Origin of the sequence: Chlorogloeopsis sp. ULAP02 (assembly GCF_038404745.2) — a bacterium.
Classification (GTDB): Bacteria; Cyanobacteriota; Cyanobacteriia; order Cyanobacteriales; family Nostocaceae; genus Chlorogloeopsis.
Genome location: NZ_JAYKTT020000081.1, coordinates 225,160 through 246,757, shown reverse-complemented (window position 1 = coordinate 246,757; position 21,598 = coordinate 225,160). Strand labels below are relative to the sequence as shown.

At 40.8% G+C, this 21,598-nt stretch carries 19 protein-coding genes; 8 read left to right on the top strand and 11 right to left on the bottom strand.

The genetic code is table 11. From position 1 onward, the window contains the following. Positions 1-394 precede the first annotated feature (394 nt). The 3 genes from U2718_RS29965 to U2718_RS29955 all read left to right on the top strand — a co-directional run bounded on the left by U2718_RS29965 (position 395) and on the right by U2718_RS29955 (position 4,380). Positions 395-1,831: a glycoside hydrolase 100 family protein gene (locus U2718_RS29965; protein ID WP_342001125.1), complete on the top strand. Its 1,437-nt coding sequence runs from the start codon at positions 395-397 to the stop codon at positions 1,829-1,831. 244 nt (positions 1,832-2,075) lie between these two features. After that, entirely contained in the window at positions 2,076-3,452 is a 1,377-nt protein-coding gene (locus tag U2718_RS29960; protein WP_342001124.1) for a Rieske 2Fe-2S domain-containing protein, read from the top strand. Positions 3,453-3,645: 193 nt separating this feature from the next. Next, entirely contained in the window at positions 3,646-4,380 is a 735-nt protein-coding gene (locus U2718_RS29955) for a phosphoadenylyl-sulfate reductase (RefSeq protein WP_342001122.1), read from the top strand. A 240-nt stretch (positions 4,381-4,620) separates the two neighbouring features. Here the strand turns inward: U2718_RS29955 and U2718_RS29950 are convergent, their stop codons facing one another. The 4 genes from U2718_RS29950 to U2718_RS29935 all read right to left on the bottom strand — a co-directional run bounded on the left by U2718_RS29950 (position 4,621) and on the right by U2718_RS29935 (position 8,848). Next, the gene (locus U2718_RS29950; protein ID WP_342001121.1) at positions 4,621-5,907 is read right to left on the bottom strand and encodes a DNA double-strand break repair nuclease NurA; all 1,287 of its coding nucleotides are present in this window, start codon (positions 5,905-5,907) and stop codon (positions 4,621-4,623) included. Between the two features lie 174 nt (positions 5,908-6,081). Continuing rightward, positions 6,082-6,900 carry an HAD family hydrolase gene (locus tag U2718_RS29945; RefSeq protein ID WP_342001119.1) on the bottom strand — a complete coding sequence of 273 codons (819 nt, stop codon included), beginning with the start codon at positions 6,898-6,900 and terminating at the stop codon, positions 6,082-6,084. A gap of 215 nt (positions 6,901-7,115) precedes the next feature. Further along, entirely contained in the window at positions 7,116-7,970 is an 855-nt protein-coding gene (locus tag U2718_RS29940; RefSeq protein WP_342001118.1) for a metal ABC transporter permease, read from the bottom strand. Positions 7,971-8,080: 110 nt separating this feature from the next. After that, positions 8,081-8,848 carry a metal ABC transporter ATP-binding protein gene (locus U2718_RS29935; protein WP_342001305.1) on the bottom strand — a complete coding sequence of 256 codons (768 nt, stop codon included), beginning with the start codon at positions 8,846-8,848 and terminating at the stop codon, positions 8,081-8,083. Positions 8,849-8,991: 143 nt separating this feature from the next. Here U2718_RS29935 and U2718_RS29930 point away from each other — a divergent pair, with 143 nt between their 5' ends. Then, the gene (locus U2718_RS29930) at positions 8,992-10,002 is read left to right on the top strand and encodes a metal ABC transporter substrate-binding protein (RefSeq protein WP_342001117.1); all 1,011 of its coding nucleotides are present in this window, start codon (positions 8,992-8,994) and stop codon (positions 10,000-10,002) included. Positions 10,003-10,284: 282 nt separating this feature from the next. On the opposite strand, the gene U2718_RS29925 is transcribed toward U2718_RS29930, so the two are convergent. Further along, positions 10,285-10,668, bottom strand: a complete 384-nt coding sequence (locus U2718_RS29925; protein ID WP_342001115.1) for a hypothetical protein — start codon at positions 10,666-10,668, stop codon at positions 10,285-10,287. 61 nt (positions 10,669-10,729) lie between these two features. Here U2718_RS29925 and U2718_RS29920 point away from each other — a divergent pair, with 61 nt between their 5' ends. Then, positions 10,730-12,112 carry a GTP-binding protein gene (locus tag U2718_RS29920; protein ID WP_342001113.1) on the top strand — a complete coding sequence of 461 codons (1,383 nt, stop codon included), beginning with the start codon at positions 10,730-10,732 and terminating at the stop codon, positions 12,110-12,112. 26 nt (positions 12,113-12,138) lie between these two features. Here the strand turns inward: U2718_RS29920 and U2718_RS29915 are convergent, their stop codons facing one another. Continuing rightward, complete coding sequence (locus U2718_RS29915; RefSeq protein ID WP_342001111.1) at positions 12,139-12,348, bottom strand: hypothetical protein; 210 nt, start codon at positions 12,346-12,348, stop codon at positions 12,139-12,141. 670 nt (positions 12,349-13,018) lie between these two features. Between U2718_RS29915 and U2718_RS29910 the strand changes: the two genes are divergently transcribed. After that, entirely contained in the window at positions 13,019-13,279 is a 261-nt protein-coding gene (locus U2718_RS29910; RefSeq protein ID WP_342001303.1) for a Calvin cycle protein CP12, read from the top strand. Here U2718_RS29910 and U2718_RS29905 read toward each other — a convergent pair. Beyond that, positions 13,276-14,109: a TlyA family RNA methyltransferase gene (locus U2718_RS29905; protein WP_342001109.1), complete on the bottom strand. Its 834-nt coding sequence runs from the start codon at positions 14,107-14,109 to the stop codon at positions 13,276-13,278. The genes U2718_RS29910 and U2718_RS29905 overlap by 4 nt on opposite strands. 410 nt (positions 14,110-14,519) lie before the next feature. Next, a complete protein-coding gene (gene apcB, locus U2718_RS29900; RefSeq protein WP_342001108.1) occupies positions 14,520-15,029 on the bottom strand; it encodes an allophycocyanin subunit beta in 510 nt (169 codons plus the stop codon). Positions 15,030-15,405: 376 nt separating this feature from the next. Between apcB and glnA the strand changes: the two genes are divergently transcribed. Further along, positions 15,406-16,821, top strand: a complete 1,416-nt coding sequence (glnA, locus tag U2718_RS29895) for a type I glutamate--ammonia ligase (protein WP_342001106.1) — start codon at positions 15,406-15,408, stop codon at positions 16,819-16,821. A 441-nt stretch (positions 16,822-17,262) separates the two neighbouring features. Here the strand turns inward: glnA and U2718_RS29890 are convergent, their stop codons facing one another. Further along, positions 17,263-17,463 (bottom strand): hypothetical protein, encoded by a 201-nt coding sequence (locus U2718_RS29890; protein ID WP_016873337.1) that lies wholly within the window; start codon positions 17,461-17,463, stop codon positions 17,263-17,265. Between the two features lie 485 nt (positions 17,464-17,948). On the opposite strand from U2718_RS29890, the gene U2718_RS29885 reads away from it, so the two are divergent. Further along, on the top strand, positions 17,949-18,848 hold the full coding sequence (locus tag U2718_RS29885; RefSeq protein ID WP_342001104.1) for a ferritin-like domain-containing protein: 900 nt from the start codon (positions 17,949-17,951) through the stop codon (positions 18,846-18,848). 283 nt (positions 18,849-19,131) lie between these two features. Here the strand turns inward: U2718_RS29885 and U2718_RS29880 are convergent, their stop codons facing one another. Together U2718_RS29880 and U2718_RS29875 are read right to left on the bottom strand one after the other, a co-directional pair. Next, entirely contained in the window at positions 19,132-20,910 is a 1,779-nt protein-coding gene (locus tag U2718_RS29880; RefSeq protein WP_342001103.1) for an FAD-dependent oxidoreductase, read from the bottom strand. 321 nt (positions 20,911-21,231) lie between these two features. Next, positions 21,232-21,579 carry a hypothetical protein gene (locus U2718_RS29875; RefSeq protein WP_342001101.1) on the bottom strand — a complete coding sequence of 116 codons (348 nt, stop codon included), beginning with the start codon at positions 21,577-21,579 and terminating at the stop codon, positions 21,232-21,234. Positions 21,580-21,598 lie beyond the last annotated feature (19 nt).

Below are 21,598 nucleotides of genomic sequence, written 5' to 3'. Positions count from 1 at the left end.
TTTAAGTAAATTTACTTAAATGAGCTTGGAATTAATATAAAAACTTCAATCGTAACAAGATACGTTTTTGTGTTGTTAAGCAAACTCATTGACTCTTAAGGATAGAAAGTCACAATCTCTAGATAGATTTGCTCTGACTAAAATCAGCAATTATCTAACTTAATACGGTGGAAGAATACTAATTTTAATTCACCTGTAGAAAGACTAAATACAAGCAATTAAATGTCAATAAGACTGCTGAAATAAGCATTTATTTCAGTTAAATTTGCGCTAATTATTCCCATAATTATCATTCGTAAAGATGAGATTGTTATGATGATAAAAGTGGGATAAATAAAGCATTATGCGTCTACCAAAAAATCTAAATCTAAATTTATAGGGAGCGGTTCTGGCAATGCAACTAGAAGACTTGGTAACAATTAAATCTCTAGAAAATGAAGCATGGGAAGCACTAGAAAAAACAATTATGTACTATCAAGGGCGTCCTGTGGGAACGGTAGCCGCCCTGGATGGAACAGTAGACGCGCTCAATTACGATCAATGCTTTATTAGAGATTTTGTTTCTTCTGGCATATTATTTCTGATCAAAGGCAGAACAGATATTGTTCGTAACTTTCTCGAAGAAACTTTAAAGTTACAGCCCAAAGAGAACCAGTTAGATGCCTACAAACCAGGTCGAGGAATGATTCCAGCCAGCTTCAAAGCAGTTTCTCTAAATGGTGAAGAGTATTTAGAAGCTGACTTTGGTGAACACGCGATCGCGAGAGTCACACCAGTAGATTCTTGTTTGTGGTGGATGATTTTATTGAAAGCTTATGTTGCCGCCACCAAAGATTACTCATTAGCATATCAACCTGATTTTCAATACGGTATCAGGTTAATTATGGAGCTATGCTTGGCGACACGTTTTGATATGTATCCCACTTTGCTAGTTCCAGATGGTGCCTGTATGATTGACCGCCGTCTAGGTATTTATGGGCATCCTTTAGAAATTCAATCTCTATTTTATGCTGCATTACGTGCTGCTCGTGACCTTTTAATTTGTAATGGGAATCAAGATATTGTTAACGCTATTGATAACCGCTTACCAGTTCTGCGCGCTCACATTCGTAAACATTATTGGATAGATTTAGCTCGTCTCAATGCTATTTATCGGTATAAAGGTGAAGAGTATGGCAAGGGAGCAGTAAACCAGTTTAATATTTATGTAGACTCGCTTCCCTATTATGAATTAGATCGGTGGCTGCCAAAAACAGGTGGTTATTTAGCAGGAAATGTTGGGCCATCACAGCTAGATACTCGCTTCTTTGCGCTAGGAAACTTAATGGCAATTATTTCCGATCTTGCAAGCGAAGAGCAATCACAAGCTATTATGAATTTGATTGAAAAACGCTGGCAAGACCTAGTCGGAGATATGCCAATGAAAATCGTTTTCCCAGCATTAGAAAACGAAGAATATAGAATGATTACCGGCTGCGATCCCAAAAATATACCTTGGTCGTATCATAATGGCGGTAATTGGCCTGTCTTGATGTGGATGTTGGCGGCTGCTGCTGTAAAAACTAACAGAATGTGCCTGGCAGAAAAAGCTATTGAAATTGCCCAAGCACGCCTTAGAGATGACGAATGGCCAGAGTATTACGATGGTAAGAAAGGCCGACTCATTGGCAAACAAGCCAGAAAATATCAAACCTGGACAATCGCTGGATTGTTACTGGCAAAAGAACTGATTAATAATCCTTCAATGTTACCTTTAGTTAGTTTTGAGCCATTTACAGCAGAACAGGTTTCTAGAGCTTGTGAATTTGAAATTGACAGCTTTGATGCTTAGAGCCTGAATTAAACAATTACAATAAAATTCTAGGAACCCGGTTCTTCAAAAAACTGGGTTCTTTTACAATATGCGATCGCCTCATACCCAATTGCATTCATACAGGTAAATTTCTCTTTTTCTTCCCTCTGCGCTCTCTACGCCTCAGTGGTTCATTACTTTATCTGTGAACGCGATTTTAGTATTAAGCTAAAAATTAAAATGCACAAAAAGCGTTTTTGACCAACAATTGAGTAATTTTTTTATGGAAACTCAATTTTCATGGACTAAACAGTGGTATCCAATTAGCCCATTAAGCTATCTAGATCCTGATTCTCCAAATTCTGTCACACTTTTGGGCAAAAAACTGGTGATTTGGAGAGATAAAAATCAAAAGTGGGTAGTAATGGATGATTTTTGTCCTCACAAACTAGCACAGCTATCTTTGGGAAGTATTAATGAAGATGGCAACTTAATGTGCAGACATCACGGATGGTGTTTTAACACAGAAGGGGAATGCACCAAAATTCCGATGTTAACTGGTAGTGCAGAAGAAACTGCTTGCCATAGTTTAAAATCCCACGTTACTACCTATCCCACACAAATTGCTCAAGAACTTCTTTGGATATGGGCAGATGATAGTATAACAGCCTTTGAGGATTGTACTTTAAAGCATCCGGCTACCATCCCAGAATGCGAAGTGGACATATCTTCTGGGGCATGGCACATGACAGAAGTTCCCGTTGGCTACACAGTATCTGTTGAAAGCACCTTTGATCCATCTCATGCTCAATTTCTGCACGAGGGAATTGGCTATTTTTCTCCTAAAACAACAGTGCCAATCCAAAATTTTGCAGTTATGGGAGAAATTTCTGCCGAAGAAGGTTTTACCCTCAAGCACTCAGGCTACAATCTCCTCAACAAAGATATGGACGCCACACGGAAGTTTACTCCGCCTTGTGCTAACACGACAATATATCGTTATCCAAATGGGAAAAGTAATCTATTTCAGTTGTACTTTGTTCCAACGAAACCGGGTTACTGTAGGCATATTGGTAAGTTTATTTCTGATGGCGCTGCGGCTCCAAAAAACTTTTTATTGGAGATTCTGCCCAAATATCTCCGCATCGGGTTACAACATTTATCCACATACAAGCTGAGTGACCAAGATTTAACAGTGATGCACTCTCAAGAGAGTATTGAGTCATCATTGCACAAAAAATGGCAAAAGGCATACTTTATGCCTTCCCCTGCTGATATCGGTATTGTTACTTTCAGAAAATGGCTAGATGAATTTGCTGGAGGTAACCCTGGTTGGGCAGTTTCTCTAGAAAGCAGTGCAAAAGACTTGAATAATGAACAGCTATATGACAGATGGCACAGACATACAAAGCTTTGTTCTCATTGCCGTAATTCTGTGCTGTTTATCGAAAAAGTGCGAACATATTGTCAGCTTGGTACTGGATGTTTGACACTGTTAACATTAGTTTTACTCTTACTAGGTATTCCTTTAAAGCTCGTGTTGACAACCACAATTATTGGAGTTTTGAGTTTGTTATCCTCATATATTTTGGACGATTTCAAGCAACTTTTCTTGAGCAGTATCCCAAAAAGAGGCTTACCTTGGGTGAAGCCCTACTAGAGCAATTAAAAACGCGATCGCCATCGACTTCCAAAAAATCCAATTGCTCACAAGCAAATCTTTCTAGAGATATCTAACCCATAACCCACCCTACAAAATTGGTAACGCTCCAGAAGAGCCGCCCAAAGCGCAATCACACGAAAGCATCTTAAATTGGTAAAATTCAGGGTGAGAAAGAGGAGAACATTCAGACATGGTAGTCGCCCAAAATAATTTAAATATTGCCGCCTTAGAAGCAGAATATAATCAGAAAACACCACGAGAAATTCTCAAATTTGCCCTGGAAACCTTTAACAATATCTCGATTTCCTTTAGTGGTGCTGAGGATGTTGTCCTCATTGATATGGCATCGAAAATCACCAATAACTTCCGCGTTTTTACCCTCGATACCGGACGCTTACACTCAGAAACATATCAGTTTTTGGATAAGGTAAGAGAACATTATGGTATTAAATTAGAAGTAATGTTCCCGGATGCAGCAGAAGTACAAGCCCTAGTAGAAGAGAAGGGATTGTTTAGTTTTTATCAAGATGGTCACAAAGAATGCTGTGGTATACGGAAAGTAAAGCCCCTGCGCCGCAAACTTAATACCCTTGATGCCTGGATCACAGGTCAACGCAAAGACCAAAGCCCCAGTACCCGTAATTATATCCCTGTAATTGAAATTGACACCGCCTTCTCTACCGAAGACCATCAATTAATTAAGTTCAATCCTTTAGCAAATTGGTCTTCCGCACAAGTGTGGGAATATATACGTGCTTTAGATGTGCCTTATAATAAATTGCACGAACGCGGTTTTATCAGCATTGGTTGCGAACCCTGTACAAGACCAGTATTACCCAACCAGCACGAGCGCGAAGGGCGCTGGTGGTGGGAAGAATCCACAGCCAAAGAGTGCGGTTTACACATAGGTAACTTACAAAAGTAGTATCAAAGCGTACCCAAAAGTGTAAAAAAGACTGCTAAAAAGCTAATGGCTAACTACCTGAATATAGTTCATTAACTGTAGTAGTCTGTCATGCAAATGATGAGAGATTATAGATCCCCAACTTTCTTTATAAGTCGGGGATCTCAATACCTGAGTCTCATATTTTTGACCTGACCGACATTGTCGCATATGTAACGTAGATGTAGCTTTGCCTTCAACTAGTTGTGGAAGTTTTGAGTTTTATGCAATACTCCCTCGCTTGCGTGCTTCTTTGTAAGAAGTCCCCACATTCCTTAAGCCAGCTTTAATCATTTGTCTTTCCAAAAGAGCAAAGAAACGTGTTCTATCTCCACCACGCACCACTGCTTGATTGTGGGCTTCGGCTATAGCCACTGGATAACCGTATCCTTTCTGCACTTGTGCCAACATCAATCCCAGTGATTCGTCAAATAAAGATTTGTTTTCAGCTACCCAAGCAGGCACTTCGATTCGGGCAATTTCTGCACCAACGTGAACATAACAAAAGTAAACCTGTTCTCCTTGGTATAAGTCGAGAATACGGGCATTACTACGCCACAGAGGGCTGCGTTGCCCCGGTTTAAGTTGTGTTGCCCAAAGGGTAGAATCTCGGAGTGGTTCAAATACCTTGCAAGGAACTTTATCAAGTTGATTTGGACAAAAACTCATGCAGTCGGGTGCGGGATGGGTACAGGCTAAAAGACGTAAAAAGTTTATTCCTTCTATATTGCGAGAGGCACTCAGATAGCCCATGAGGGGAATTTGAGCATCACGCATTTGCCGCCAAGCTTCAAGGATAGGCGGTAAGATGCGATCGCGTGCATCAAAGGGTAATTGTTCTAAAAACCAGTAAATTAACGAACCATCCACCATTGCGAGGGTAGGGATTCGGGATGGAGAAGAAGACGCGGAGACAACCAGACGCGGTAACGCAGTGTTATCAGATGCGGAGAAACTATCAAAAACATTCCCCGTGTCTCCACCTCCTCGTGTCCCCGTGTTCTCTGCTACGCTACAGGCTAGTTCTGCCAATACCATTGCTTCACTAGCAGTACGGCGATAACTCATCCACTCTTCAGTTCTGATTCCCCATTGACGAGAAACGTATAAATCCTCTGGACGATAAAATACCTCTGGCAAACTATCTAGAAGCGGGTGTTTATTTTGTCCATAGTGTAAGACGACTCTGCCAATGTTGAGGAGGTAGCAATAGGCGATTTCGTGGTGGTTGGGAGCAATTTGAGAACCGTCGGTAGCGATGACAGTATGAACTTTAGGAGGAACGGGAATATCAATGCAGGTATTAAGTGGTTCGAGGGGGGTGGCATTGGCAAAGAGAATGCGATCGCGCCATTTTTCCTGTTGCTGTACTAATTCTGATTGAGAATCATAAGCTTTGCAAAGATATTGCTGGGCTAATTCTAAACGTTGGCGACTAGCAGCAGCTTCTAGGGTAAGATGTTGGCTCAAACCCTGCATTTGGCGGGCGAGTTTGTTAAGGTCAAGCATAGAATTTAGTTATTAGTCATTAGTCATTTGTAGGGGCGGATTTATTTAGATATTTCGTTATCCTAGAGAGATTGTTGTTAAAACCCGCCCTACAGTAGTTAGTAGAGACGCGATTAATCGCGTCTGTATAATTGAGTAGTCAGTAGGTAGTAGGTAGTAATAGGTAATTGCTAATTAAGAGTTTATTTTTACTTGTTCACCACTAACCACTATCCATTCTGAAAAATCTTTGGCAAACTCAAAAACAGATAGTAGCCGGATGCGCGGATCGTTTTGGGCTGTTACCTTTTCTGATGGAGTATTGTAACCCCAATCTGCAAGGAATAGTTTCACCTCTTGCAAGTCTATTTGCTTGTCTACTACTTGCAATGTTTTTAGTCTGTCTTCTACAAACCATACTGCATCTGCTGTGATATTATGCAACTTAATTAATTCTCGTAGAATTTCATACTTAGGACGCTTCACTTCTTTGCCAAAAATTACTTCTGGTGTTAGATAAACATCTTCTTGTTGCAACAGCTTTTGTACAAAACGCCCTTCTTTGGTAGTAATAATATATAGCTTAGTTGAACTAGCAGCAGTTGCTTTAATTTTATCAATCACACCTGGATAAAATCTATGCAGGCTCAACCATCCATCTAAATCTGTAGCTATCCACTCATCCCGCACATGATCTAATTTTGTACCAATTTCTTTGGCATTCAGATTTTCTTTCTGCAATATTTCTTTAACAATAGTTCCCCATTCCTGGAGAATTTTTTCTTCTGCAATTCCTCCTAACAAAACTCTAATTAAAACAGGCATTTCCCAACCTGTTTCAATTACGGGTCTAAGCCGATAAAATTTAGAAGCTAAATCATCTGGTGGTGTCTGATTATTAGTCAACCACACTTGGCAATATGTACGCCATGCTACTTCAAAATACTCAATGAGTCCGTCGCAAATTACACCATCAAAATCCAGGGCGAGAATTTTAGGACTATTTGCGTTCATTGTTTTGATTATGAAACTGCTATTTCAGATTACTTTATCAAGTTATAGTAATCCAATTTGATTCCTGAATCACTCATAAGGGCAGGGAACTCTTACCAGGGAATAGGTAAGAAAGAATAAAACTGTACTGAATTTGTTTCAAAAATCAAGAATGAGTCTTGTCTATACAGAAATGATTGTTAGTATTTAACTTTATACCCAATCACAAATACCCTTTACTCCTTTATTTCCTGTAGCTGCCTAATTCTTAAAACACCATGTTGAGGACTAAAGAGTAATGCCAATACAAATAGCCCTGATACTACTAACACAATTGCTGGCCCAGAGGGTAAATTATAAAAATAGCTGATATACATACCGCTAATACTAGAAATTACTCCTATTAAAGCTCCCAAAATCATCACTTGATGCAGACGTTTAACTAATAAGTAGGCAGTTGCCCCTGGTGTAATTAACAGTGATAATACCAAGATGACGCCAACGGCTTTCATGCTAGCGACAATTGTTAGCGCAATCAACAACATGAGTCCAAGGTTGAGCCGATTGACTGGTAAACCTGCTGCTTGCGCACCTAAAGGATCAAAAGTATAAAATAATAATTCTTTATATAAGAAAAAAACTACTATTAAGACTATGGCAGCAATGATGGCAGTGTCGCGCACATCTTGTACAGTGACGCCAAGAATGTTACCAAATAAGAAGTGATTGAGGTCGATTTTATTTTCTTTTTGAATTGTGGTAATTAGAGTGATACCAAGGGCAAAGAATGCCGAAAAAACTATTCCCATCGCGGCGTCTTCTTTGATGGGCGATCGCGTTCTGATTAAAGCAATGCACATAGTACTCACCACACCCGCGATAAACGCCCCAATAAAGATATTAGCCCCCAACAGAAAAGCGATCGCTAGTCCCGGTAAAACCGAGTGACTGATAGCATCACCCAACAAAGCTAGCCGCTGCACCATCAAGTAGCTACCAACAACCGCACACAATAAGCCTACTAGAATGGCAATGACGAGCGATCGCTGCATAAAGCCGTATTGTAAAGGCTCAATCAACGCTTCTAACATAGTTTATTTTTGTCCTTTGTCATTTGTCCTTTATCATTTATTCAGCAGTCATCCGTCCTCTGTAATCATGACCAATGACTAATGACCATTGACTAATGACTAATAACTACCTACGCTGCCTCTTTCCAAAACATTACATTACCACCGTAAGCAGTGGACAAATTATCTTCGGTTAAGACTTGCTGTCGGGAACCTGTAGCGATTAACTCGTTATTTAATAAAATCAACTCATCAAAATGAGAAATAGATTCACCTAAGTCGTGGTTGACAACAAGGACTATTTTCCCAGCAGCAGTGAGTTCACCGAAGACTTCAAAAATTACTGATTGAGTTTTCTGATCTATTCCTACAAATGGTTCATCAAAGCAAAAAATGTCTGCTTCCTGTGCTAAGGCACGCGCTAAAAATACGCGTTGTTGTTGTCCCCCCGAAAGTTGCCCAATTGGGCGGTTACGGTACTCGCTCATGCCTACTCTTTCTAGTGCAGCTTTGGCTACTTGGCGGCTAACTGCACTAAAATTACGCAACCATCCTGTTTTCTTTACCCTTCCCATCATCACTACATCCCAAACAGTGGCAGGGTAAGTCCAATCTATTTGGCTGCGCTGCGGTACATAGGCTACTTTTTCAAGTTGCTGCATCAAAGGTTTTCCTTGATACAGTACCGTACCGCGACTAGGAACTAATCCTAGCATCGCTTTCATAAGTGTACTTTTCCCAGCACCATTGGGGCCAAAAATGCCTGTTAGTTTCCCTGGTTTAATAATGCAGTTAACATCTCGCAGCGCTTCTACTTCTCGATAATGCACTCCTAAATGGGCAATGTAAATTGCTTCCGTTGCATTTGTATCAGTAAGCCTACTTACGGGAACTGGCATTTCAATCTTTTTCTGGAATGGAATTGAGTTTGGCTGAAAAAATAAGGTTTTCACAATAATGTTTTCATACTAATTGGCTTCAGTTTACTATAAAAATGAAAGAAAAATGAAAACATCTATAGCCAGGAGAATCTTCTTCATAAATGAAACTAATACCAAAGGGAGAGACTACTATTGCCAATCAGCAGAAGTCAAAAGTCTTTTTTTCTCTTGCTTTTGACAAGCTATTTGTGGGAGTACTTTTGGGGTTTGCTTTATTTGGCTGTTCGGGATCAAACTCTTCTAGAGCAACTATGGATGGCAAACCACAAGTTGTAGCAACTAGTACCATTATTACCAATCTCACCGAAGAAGTTGGAGGAGACGAAATTCAGTTGACAGGAATTCTCCAACCAGGTACCGATCCGCATGTTTATGAACCCACACCAAAAGACAGCAGGTTTTTGGAAGAAGCAGACTTGATTTTGTATAACGGCTACAACTTGGAACCTGGATTAATTAGGTTAATGAATGCATCGGGTACAAAGGCACGGAAGGTAGCAGTAGGAGAAGCCGCCAAATCTTTACAACTGGATAAGGGCAAAGGTGAAGTAGTTCCAGATCCACACGTTTGGGGTGATGTGAAGAATGCGATCGCTATGGTGAACACTATTCGGGATGCTTTGATTGAGTTATCACCGGAAGATAAAGAAGAATTTACCCAGAGAGCGCAGCAACTAACCACAGAATTAAAGCAATTGAATAGCTGGGTTGCTCAACAAATCCAAACGATTCCACCTGAAAGACGCAAACTTGTGACAACCCACGATGCTTTTCAATATTATGGACGCGCTTATGGAATACCAATTGCAGGTACGCTAATTGGCATTAGTACCGAAGAACAACCAAGTGCCCAAACTGTGCAGAGATTGGTAGAGTCTATTAAAAAAATTGGTGTTCCGGCAATTTTTGCAGAAACAACTATTAACCCAGCTTTAATTAAGACAGTTGCCCAAGAAGCAGGTGTGCAATTAGCACCACGTCAACTTTACTCTGATTCGATTGGTGCGCCTGGAAGTGAGGCTGATTCTTATATCAAAATGATTGAGTCTAATACACGGACAATTGTTGAAGCACTAGGAGGAAAGTACACGCCATTTCAGACTAGTAAATAAACTAAACTGTCAATTTTTGTAGCGAAAGACAAAAGAAAACTTTGAACTATTGGCATACTCTAATTCTATAGGGTTCTACTAAAAATAGCTTTCCTTTGTAATGCTTCATGCTATTGTAAACACCTAATACGTTAATTACAACCACAGATAAACACAGATGGACACAGATTTTATCTGTATCCATCGGTGGTCGATTTTATTGAAAATAGAATAAGTGCAAGAGTTTTAACGCACAGTTTATCCTTGCCACGCCAGTATATTTTCATAAATCAAACCGGATTTCTATACAAGCCAATCCAAACCGAAGCGATCGCGCCAAGGAGTAACTTTCACAAATTGGCGATCGCCTTTGAAATCAAATGTCAATTGCTGTTGATTGTGAATATTGTCAAAATTACCTAGCTTTTGCAATAAATACTTGCTAGTTGCTTGAATCAGGCAATCAGAACTGTCAACCGCAGCCAATCGTTTTGTCTTACCATTATCAATTACATAAGGTTTTTGGGAACTGGAATTTGCAACCAATAACCCATTGCGCTCAATAATAAAAACACTACCATTTTGACTAACGTGAATTTGGTGAAGAAAATCACTGATACTCGAAAACAGCTCCCCGACTTCTTTAAAAGTCGGGGAGATGACAGGGCTTTCACGTTTAGTTGTCATAAGACACAGATAGCTTCAAAATTCGACACAATATAAATAACTAACTGTTTGCGTTCTAACCTTGACTCAACTCAACGAAGTGCCAAAGAACCTGCAAGAAACTCACCTCAACCGTGCTCGTGCCAGTCTCAGACAAGCGCTCTCTTGGTATGGTAATCTCCGCAAACCCGGACAAACATCATCAAATCCACAGTTAGCAGGTTTAGTTAAACCAGACTTAGAAGTCTTAAATGCTACACTTAATAAACTAGACTATAATGTGATTCGGATTGCTGCCTTTGGTTTGGTTAGTCGTGGTAAGTCAGCAGTTTTGAATGCTTTAATCGGACAAAAACTTCTGCAAACAGGCCCCCTTCATGGCGTAACTCAGTATCCTCGTTCTATCAGTTGGAATCCTGGTGGCAAGGTACAAGTTGAGCTAATTGATACACCTGGATTAGATGAAATTGCGGGAGAAGCGCGATCACAAATGGCAAAAGAAGTAGCACGTCAGGCAGATTTAATTTTGTTTGTCGTTGCTGGTGATATCACTCGCACTGAATATCAAGCTTTGTGTGAATTGCGCTACAGCCAAAAGCCGCTGATTCTGGTGTTTAACAAAATAGACTTATATCCAGATACAGATCGAGCAAAAATTTACCAAAATCTCCAACAGCTTGGTGCAGGTAATCTGCAAGCAAAACCCCTACAGCCAGATGAAATTGTTATGGTAGCGGCGGAACCTGCACCCCTGGAAGTGCGGGTTGAGTATCCCGATGGTAAGGTAGCTTATGAATGGGAAGCACCATCACCACAAATAGACGAACTCAAACAAACAATCCTAAAAATTCTCAATCGCGAAGGGCGATCGCTTTTGGCTTTAAATGCACTCGTACAAGCAAGAGAAGCCCAAGAGGCGATCGCATCCAAAACTGTCGATATCCGTAATCGAGAAGCGGAAGACTTGATTTGGCAATTCACCAAGTACAAAGCTCTAGCAGTAGGATTAAATCCCATCGCTTTCTTAGATGTATTAGGCGGAACTGTAGCTGACTTGGCATTAATTCGCTCTCTTGCCCGGTTGTATGGTTTACCGATGACTGGCTATGAAGCGAGCAAACTTCTAAGAACAATCTTATTAAGTTCTGGTGGTTTGCTGCTCACAGAGTTAGGCAGCAGTTTTATTCTCGGTTTAGGTAAAACCACAGCTGCTGTTGCCTCTGGTGACAACCCTAGCAATATCACCGCTTTTGCTGGCAGCGCGATCGCACAAGCTGGCATTGCTGGGTATGGAGCATACAGCGTTGGTAAAGCTGCCCAAGTTTATCTCGAAAAAGGTTGTAGCTGGGGACAATTGGGCGCTAGCACTGTAATCGCAGAAATTCTTTCCGAAGTGGAACCCAATACAATTCTGTACCGTCTGCGACAGGAATTGGGACAAAACTTGGGAATAATAGATGACTAACTTAACTTAAATAATTCGCTTTAGGGCTAATTTTCTTTGAGTATTGAAGTAAAACGCTTGTGGTTTCCTAGCCACTCTCTGCAAACGTCTTCGGCAAGTCTTATCTCTTCGTCGGTTAAAAACTGTTCTGACATCTCAGATACTAAAATCTTAGCGACTTTAGCAGCTCTTTGGTAATCGACGCCATACCTGACTAGTTCTGTGTGAAAAAATTTCTCTTTTTCGTTAGAAAACATTTTTAAATCAGTGACTAGGTTTATTAAGGGTATTAAGTTATGTGTACATTTTCTACAAATTATAAAGCGAGTGCTTCTAGCTGTGGGCAGATCGGTCAATAACTTAATCTTTTCTTTATTCCTTTTGGCGATCGCTTTATAACAGCCTCTCTCGTTTGAATGAGATCGAAAATAATATCTTAGATCATACTCAAACTATTTATTGCTCGTCAAATCTTAAATTTTTGTTTGTATTTTTCGCTCTAAAAACTAACACCAAAAAGTAGTCTGGTTAAGGTAATAAAAAATTAAATTTTTTAATTAATCATAGGTTACATATATACAGTTCATTGAAAAACTAAATAGTTAATTATTACTATTTACTTAATTTATAGATAACAGTTATCTCATAAGTTAATTAGACTTAATCACCTAAGTAATTTTTGTTGAACTGCATACAGAAGAGGACAAGGAGAAACGGGGAGGTGGGGGACACGGGGAAATCTGTAATGACGTTCTTGTCCCTTGTCTCCTTGTTCTGACTTCTGCCCTCTGCCTTCTACTTAATTCACAAATGATTATTTTGACTACTACTTTTTTTAAAAAAAGCCTATATAAACTAGAAGTGTAAGCTCATGAATTAATCGAGCTTATAGCCAACTTCTATTGCATTATGCAAAACATAAAAACGATGGCAAAAAGTTTAGATGTAATCCAAACTTCTGTACCTTTTGATATTGAGCAAGCTATTGCCCAAGCCGTTGCCCAAGCGCATACAACCTGTGAAGCAAAAGGAAATTACTCTAGTGACTGCGCTGTAGCTTGGGAAATTGTTGAGGAACTACAAGCCGAGAAATTCCATCAATTGATGACAGCAAAAAAGAAAACTGCACTAGAAATTTACTGCGAAACTCACCCAGATGCAGCTGAGTGTCGGATTTATGATGTTTAATTTTCTCTAATCTCAAGTACTGCCGATTTCGTAATTACTTGAATAGTTTCTAAATTAGGTGATGGTGTTTCACTTTCCATTCCTAGCCACAAAAGATACTCAATATTTCCAGCTGGCCCGGTAATAGGTGAATAAGTTAAACCTTTAAATTTCCACCCTAATTCTAGAGCACTTTGCAACACCTGAAAAATCGCATCAGCATGATCTTTCGGATCGCGCACAACGCCTTTTTTACCCACACGATTTTTGCCAACTTCAAACTGTGGCTTAACTAATAAAACCGCTTCACGGGGAGGTTGCAGCAGAAACCACAGTGCAGGCAAAACTTTAGTTAAAGAAATAAACGACACATCTACCACCCCAAACTCAGCGTAAACTCCCCCTGTTTCTTCAGGGGGTACACCGTATAACTCTTCAGGCGTAAGATGCCTTAAATTCGTGCGTTCTCGTAAAATTACTCGTGGCTCGTTACGTAACTTCCAATCCACTTGCCCGTAACCAACATCAACGCCATAAACTTGTTTTGCCCCAGCTTGCAAAAGGCAATCAGTAAAACCCCCTGTAGAAATACCGCCATCTAGGCAAATACGTCCTTTTGGGGAAATAGCAAAAGTTTCTAAAGCCTTAGCAAGCTTTTCGCCACCTCTCGAAACAAAACGCGATCGCTCTTTCACTTGAATTTGAGCCGAAGTCTCAACCTCTGTTCCTGGCTTATCCAGCACCTGCTGATTCACAGTTACCTCACCCGCCTGAATTAACCGTTGTGCTTGCTGACGGGAAGTACACAACCCCAAATCTACCAATAAAGTATCTAATCGCTGCTTAACCAATTTTCTGTTCTACGAGTGTTTTTGCTTACTGTCTCATTTATTTTCTAATTATCACTTGTAGAAGGCAGAAGGCAGTATTGTGTAGGGTGCGTTAAGAGAACTCTGTCCTAACGCACCGAAGTATTTGGAGCGTGTGTTAATCTTCGATAGCACACCCTACCACATATTTCAAAAATAAAATCAAATACAAAATACAAGTCCTGTAGGAATAAAGTAATTAATTTTTGATATTAAAAAGTAAACGCACCTTGTCAATCAAGCCAAAGTGCGATATGTAGATTTTCTGATCTTTGGAATTGACTAGTGCAACGTGCAGAAATAACTAGACAGTAAAAACTAGACAAAAAGCAGATTGTATAAGCATGAAAATTTCCATTCTCTTGCCTTCTGCCTCCTGCCTCCTGCCCTCACTAAATATCCTTCTCGCTCAATTCCCTAGTCATATAGTCAAATGGCTCGTCTACAAAGCTAGTATCGACAATACCAGCCGCTTGTACTTGCTCCTTCGCAATATCCTTCATAATTTGAATACCGCGAACTGTAGGGCCAATGGGAACCCCCAGAGAATTGTAGGTTTCCCGCAAACCTTGCAAAACTCGCTCATCTAGCACATCCATACTGCCAGCCACGATCGCATAGGTAGCATAGCGCAAGTAGTAGTCCATATCGCGCAAACAAGCTGCATACCGACGAGTTGTGTAAGCATTGCCGCCAGGACGAATCAACTCTGGCTGTTCTTCAAATAATTGAGAACCAGCCTGCTTGACAATTGCCGCCGCATTAGCATTGATAGCTCCTGCTGCTTGCACGCGCTTCGTGCCACTTTCAAAATAAGATTTGAGGCTGTCGATCGCATTCCGATCAAAATAGCGCCCAGCAACGTCATAATTCTTAATTAAGCTTGTGACTGCGTCCCGCATTCCTTTTTCTCCCAATCTTTCCTATCTATGGTTTGATATTTATTTGACTGCTTTTAGTAAGCTGCTAATTTTTGTGCCAATAAATATTTATTTAAAGAAACCCAGGCACAAAAACAATGTATGCGCTAATTAAGGATTCTAAGCCAAAGTTGTCCCTATGAGATGAACTGTCAAGTTTTGTAGAGTTGGTTAGCAAAGGTTAATATAAGCTGTAAACTTCAAAATCGTAACAAATAATACAAAATGCACCTATTTTATCTCCTTAGGATATTGCAGGGTGTCTCTAGATTTGGGTTTATCCGAATAGGGTCAGCGTGCATTAACATTGTGGTTTACTGTACTAAAACGGTAATAAAACGGTAGAGAAGGAGTAGCCATGACAACCCCACAAGAAGTCCTGAAACAAATTCGGGACAAAAATATTCAGATGATTGATCTGAAATTCATCGATATGCCAGGTATTTGGCAGCACCTGACAGTGTTCCACAACCAAATCGATGAAAGTAGTTTTACAGATGGTGTGCCTTTTGACGGTTCCAGCATTCGGGGTTGGAAAGCCATCAACGAATCAGACATGGCAATGGTTCTCGATCCAAACACTGCCTGGATCGATCCTTTCATGCAGGAACCGACTCTCAGCATTATTTGCAGCATCAAAGAACCCCGCACGGGTGAGTGGTACAACCGTTGTCCCCGCGTCATTGCCCAGAAAGCGATAGACTATCTGGTTTCCACAGGTGTTGGTGACACAGCGTTTTTTGGCCCAGAAGCAGAATTTTTCATCTTCGACGATGTCCGCTTTGACCAAAACTCTCACGAAGGCTACTACCATGTAGACTCAGTAGAAGGTCGTTGGAATTCCGGTAAAGCAGAAGGCCCTAACTTGGGTTACAAACCACGTTACAAAGAGGGTTACTTCCCAGTTGCCCCAACTGACACTCTGCAAGATATGCGGACAGAAATGCTGCTAACTATGGCAAACTGCGGAGTACCAATTGAAAAGCACCACCACGAAGTGGCAACTGGTGGCCAGTGTGAATTGGGCTTCCGCTTTGGTAAGTTAATCGAAGCAGCTGATTGGTTGATGACATATAAGTACATCATTAAAAATGTAGCTAGTAAATATGGTAGAACCGTCACTTTCATGCCCAAACCAGTCTTCCAAGACAATGGTTCTGGGATGCACACCCACCAATCCATTTGGAAAGACGGACAACCTTTATTCGCAGGCGATAAATATGCTGGTTTGAGCGAAATCGCTTTGTACTACATCGGTGGCATCCTCAAACACGCGCCTGCACTTTTAGCACTCACCAACCCCACCACTAACTCCTACAAGCGCCTCGTGCCTGGATATGAAGCACCAGTAAACTTGGCTTACTCCCAAGGCAACCGTTCTGCTTCGATTCGTATCCCTCTGTCTGGCACCAACCCCAAAGCCAAGCGCTTAGAATTCCGTTGCCCTGATGCTACATCTAACCCTTATCTCGCATTTGCTGCCATGCTCTGTGCTGGCTTAGATGGTATCAAGAACAAAATCGAGCCTGGCGAACCTTTGGATAAAAATATTTATGAACTCTCCCCAGAAGAACTGGCGAAAGTTCCTTCTACTCCTGGTTCTTTAGAATTGGCATTAGAAGCCCTAGAGAACGATCATGCCTTCTTGACTGAACCAGGCGTATTTACAGAAGACTTCATTGAAACTTGGATTTCTTACAAGCTAGATAATGAAGTTAACCCCATGCGGTTACGTCCCCATCCCTATGAATTTTCTCTCTATTACGACTGTTAATTTGCAGGGGCTAGGGGAGCCAGCGCCGTGCGGAGGCTCCGCTCCGTTAAGGCGACTGGCGTGCTAGGGACTAGAGGCTAGTAGTTCATCGCATTAATTACGATGGTTGTATTAATTTCGTAGTCAGGACTTTAGTCCTACTCTGAAAATAAGGCAGACGGCAGAAGGAACCCTAATTTTCATGGGTAATGCTTTACTGCAAATTCATAAGCTACTAAAGTCCATGAGCGCTAAAGCGCTTACTACGAACACCTCAAAACAATGCGATAGCTCACTAGGAACTAACATTTTAACGCTGACGGCAAAACTAGTCCCAATCAATGCATATGCATAAATTTAGCCACCCACTAAGGGGTGGCTTTTTTGGCTTTTTATTTGTTGGTCGTTGGTTGTTCATAACAACTACCACCTTTCAACTCCCAACTATCAACCTCTAACTATCTAGCTCATAGCTGCGTTGCTGCGATCATAAGTCATCCGAGCATTAGGATCTATTTTCCCTTGAATCGGGTTCCAGTAATGCGATACTTCTCCAGGAAGACCGATTTCTTCGCCTGTGCGTTCCAGCATCGACTGTTGACGATTTTTAATAAGCTGATAATGACGCATCATTAAAGCACGAGCTCTTTCTTGAGTAGACATAATATAACTTCTCCCTGCTGTTCTAGTATATTTTTCTCCTCTATTAATAATCTACCAAATCAATTCTGTATCAGTTGTTACTTATTGATACATTTTAACAAAAATTAATATTAGCTGCGATCGCGAGCCAGTGCGAATGGAGTAGTGGGCGTTGATTGCCAGATTAAAACCTCTGAAAATATTCCCATTTCGCCAAAAAACAAATAATGAATAACATCCCTCTTGAGATTTGTTTAACTTGGGATGTAAATCCTTCTTAAGGTGAATGATTTCTCAGTTAAAAATATTAAATTTAGGTAAATAAAAGTAAATCAAAACTACACTATTTCCATCTCTGATATTTTTATCAAGCTGAATTCAGGAAGGTTGTTAGCATAGAAAATCTACTATAAAGTTTGTCACAAAATATTAAGCTTAGATTTGAGAAATTAATTTTTTCCTACGTTAATATTAGAAATAAGTTTTACAAAACTTCATAAAAGCAGATGACTGTCGCTTATCCACGGAAATTTCAGAACGCTTTGAGTGCTAGGGATATTTTGAAAGGAGTGATCGGCGATCGCGAACTCCATCTCATCACCCTCAACCGTTATCGTTATAGTGAGCAACGTAGTTGCAAAGATCTCACAGAATTAATTGAAAAATTGGACGGCAAGCCAGCTCAACTGGTACGAGACTTGTCTCACCACATTAGTGATGAAGCTCGTCATGCTAGCTCGTTAACTGATCTGTTGGATGAGTTGGGAGCCAATGTTGGCAATCCCCCCGGAAATTCATATATCGATGAATTTGAACGGCTGCTTGATCACGAACAAAAAGATCCAGCCAAAGATCGTGACGACTTTGTAATTTCTGCCCTTGCCGCTATCAACGTCACAGAAAAACGAGGTTGTGAATATTTCTCTGCTCATATTTACGCTTTAAAACAAGCACCGCAGACAGAAGAAAATATTAAGATTCGCGAAACAATTGAAAAAATTTTGCCAGAAGAAGCAGGACACGTCCGTTGGGGCAATCGTTGGCTAGGGCAACTAGCAGACAAAAGTCCAGAACATCGACAAAAAGTCGAACAAGCCAAGCGTAAGTACGCTGCCATTGAACAAGCAGCATTTGAAGCTGGCATGGATATCACGTTGGGAGCAGAACTTCGACGACTAGCTAATTTGGTAGAAGTAGCAAATACAATGCCGCTTTGGCAGCGTCCTCAGTACCTAATGGAACGCTTACCTCAAACTTTGCTAGCTCCTGAGTTACAATTCACCAGAATTGAAGTAGCGCAGAGAGTTTGGCGGCGAGATCCACAAGCCTTTATCGAAAAGTTTGTGCCAATGTTTCTTAATGGCTTAAAGGCTAAGGATTACAACAGTCAGAAAACAACTGCTTAAGACAGGCAGAATTAATATATTCCTTTGACAATTCACAGGGGTTCTACAGCCTCTGATAATTTGTGTGGCGAACTACTCAATAAGGGCTGACGCGGAGAAATTCTCTGCGTCTTTTTCATTTTTCAATCAAATCGTTATTAACCTATAGGAATCATATTTGATTTTTGAAAAACACGTAGGGTGTGTTGTCGCAAAGCGCAACGCACCGTTTTCAACGGTTGGGTGCGTTAGACTTAATTTTTCAGTAATCAAACCGGATTCCTATAGATCTTGAAATATTTGTTTAGCAATCAATCTTTTCTACTAGCAACCAGTTACCAGCATGATTTAAACTTCCGTATATTTTAAGCGTTTGCTGGTTGTGGAGACTATTTTGTAATTGCTCATCTATGTGCGATCGCAAAGTTACAAGCTGCCAAGTTTGCCCCTGATATGGGGTTGGCACAGTAATGGTAAATCTGTAATCTTGCGGTGTCAGTTTGTGTAAAATTCCTACAAAAAAGTTAAAATTTTGTCCTAGTATAGTATTTTCACTAACGTTAAAGTACTGAGAGTGTAATAAATCAGGACAATTGCCACTAATTGGATAAGCCTCTGGGTTGTCTAAATAATGTAGTTGCCATTGCAACCACTGAGGATGAAGAGGTGATAAGTTCAATAACGGAACAATTGCTGCGGGCGATCGCTGGCTTCTTAGTAAAGCTTGCTGCAAGTCTCTTATAGGTAAATCCCTCGGTTGGCAACTCAACTCTACACAAATAGCAGCAGCCATTCCCGCCGCTTGACCGATACCCATCACTACAGGTTGCAATCTCGTTGCTCCGTTAGCAATATGAGATACAGAAATATTCTTTTCACACACCAATAAACCATCTGTGTTTGCTGGAATGAGACAACCGTAGGGAATTGTAAAAGGAGTACCCGTCCAACGCCCACCCCAGCGAATAGATTTTGGTTGCAACTCAAACTTGACACCTGGATAGTGATGATCGTTAGCATAATTGCCAATAGCGATCGCATCTTCTTTTAGCGCTGCAACTCTAGCTCCTGTCATTGGTAAAATGTCTTGTTCTGTTACAGTCGTTAGCCCTACTAAGCGACGACTTTCCCGGTAGTAAGGATGAAGTGCAAAAGCGCCTATTTGATTTAAAATTTTGGGAAAAACATCATTTGCCAGACCAAAACGACGACCTAATTGGGATTGAATATAAAAGGCAAAATTTTGACTATGGTAGAAGCATTCTGTTTCAAACTCACGTCGCGCCATTTCAGACTCGATTAGTCGTGCTACTCCTTCAGCATAGTCATTGCCGCAAATAGGCCAATTAATCATAAACAGGCCCCCTGGCAACCGTCCATAATTTAAAAATGTCTCTGCACCGTAGTTATCCCAAGCGCCAGCAAACAGTGACGGATCGTAATTCGGTGCAGCCTGTATTTCTGGGGCAACAACCTCACCATAATTTTGTAACAAGACTACCCAAGTCGGAGCTTGCACTGGATATTTTTTGGTTAAAGCATTAAAACTAACTGGAGCGCTAGGTTCTCCCCACTCAGACTGTAATTCCCAACCCCAACGGTAAGGTATCTCAGCCAAATCCAACAAATCTCCTAATTCCGTTCCATCGAGAATCACCTTGGCTTGGACTGTAAAATCTTTAAATTGTACGGCTGTTACACAATTTCCTTCCCGAACAACCGAGCGCGGTACTTGTCCAGAAATCCAACTCAGATTTGGCACCTCCCGTACCCAATCTGCAAAAATCTCTGCACCAACACGCGGATCGTAACTAAAAAAGCTTACCCAACTGTTATCTAATCCTCCTGATTGTCGCTGCTGCAACTCCCTTAAAAACTCACCCCATAAACCTGTTTGAAAAGCTTCTAGCTCATTGCCATCAGGTGCAGATACTCCAGCAGAAGTTAGCATTCCTCCTAACCACGGAAATTCACTCACGAGGATAGTTTTTGCTCCCCGCCGCGCTGCTTGAATCGCAGCAGCAGTTCCCCCTGTTCCGCCACCGACAACTAAGACATCAGCTGTGTATGTCTGATTAATCATATTGTTTTATGTGTTTCAAACAAAAAATCCTACACCCTAAAAGGGTGAAGCTATACAAACCAAGCCTGCCTGCCAGGCTGAAATCTTCTAGCCCACGAAGGTGGGCTTTGTCTTAGTAGCGATACCCTTATAGGGTATTGGATCAAAATAGGAATGTTCCTCTAGTTTTAGAGCTACTGTCCGTTAAAACGAACTGAAAACCATACCCAGTCTACTTTAGTAAACTTTAGCTTTGAGCTAAGAAATTTCTTTCTTGGCAGACAAGAGCATAGATACAAAATCTGAGCAAGCCTTGCATTGATTTCAGATGCTATTTATTTTTCAATAATCGTGGAGTGGGGTAAGCGTTCGATTAGCCAAGCTTGAATAAGATAAATCACACGATCCATGTATATCGAGAAAACTATGGTTTGCTCCGTGAATAACTTCAAGACGAGAACCTCCACCGAGGTAACACAAACCTTGACGCGATCGCTCTAGCAGTTGCCTTTCTTCCTCGCCATTATCACCGTGGATAATCAGGATTGGACATTTAACTCTGTTTAGTAGTTGCTGCTGATTAATCTCTGCAAATTTCTTCAGCATTTGAGCTTCCACAATCAGAAATCCTGTCTTTACCAGTACTTGTAGCTGTTTGGGCGAATAGTATTCGTTCCAATTGTAGTGCATTAAACAAGTGTTAGCCTGC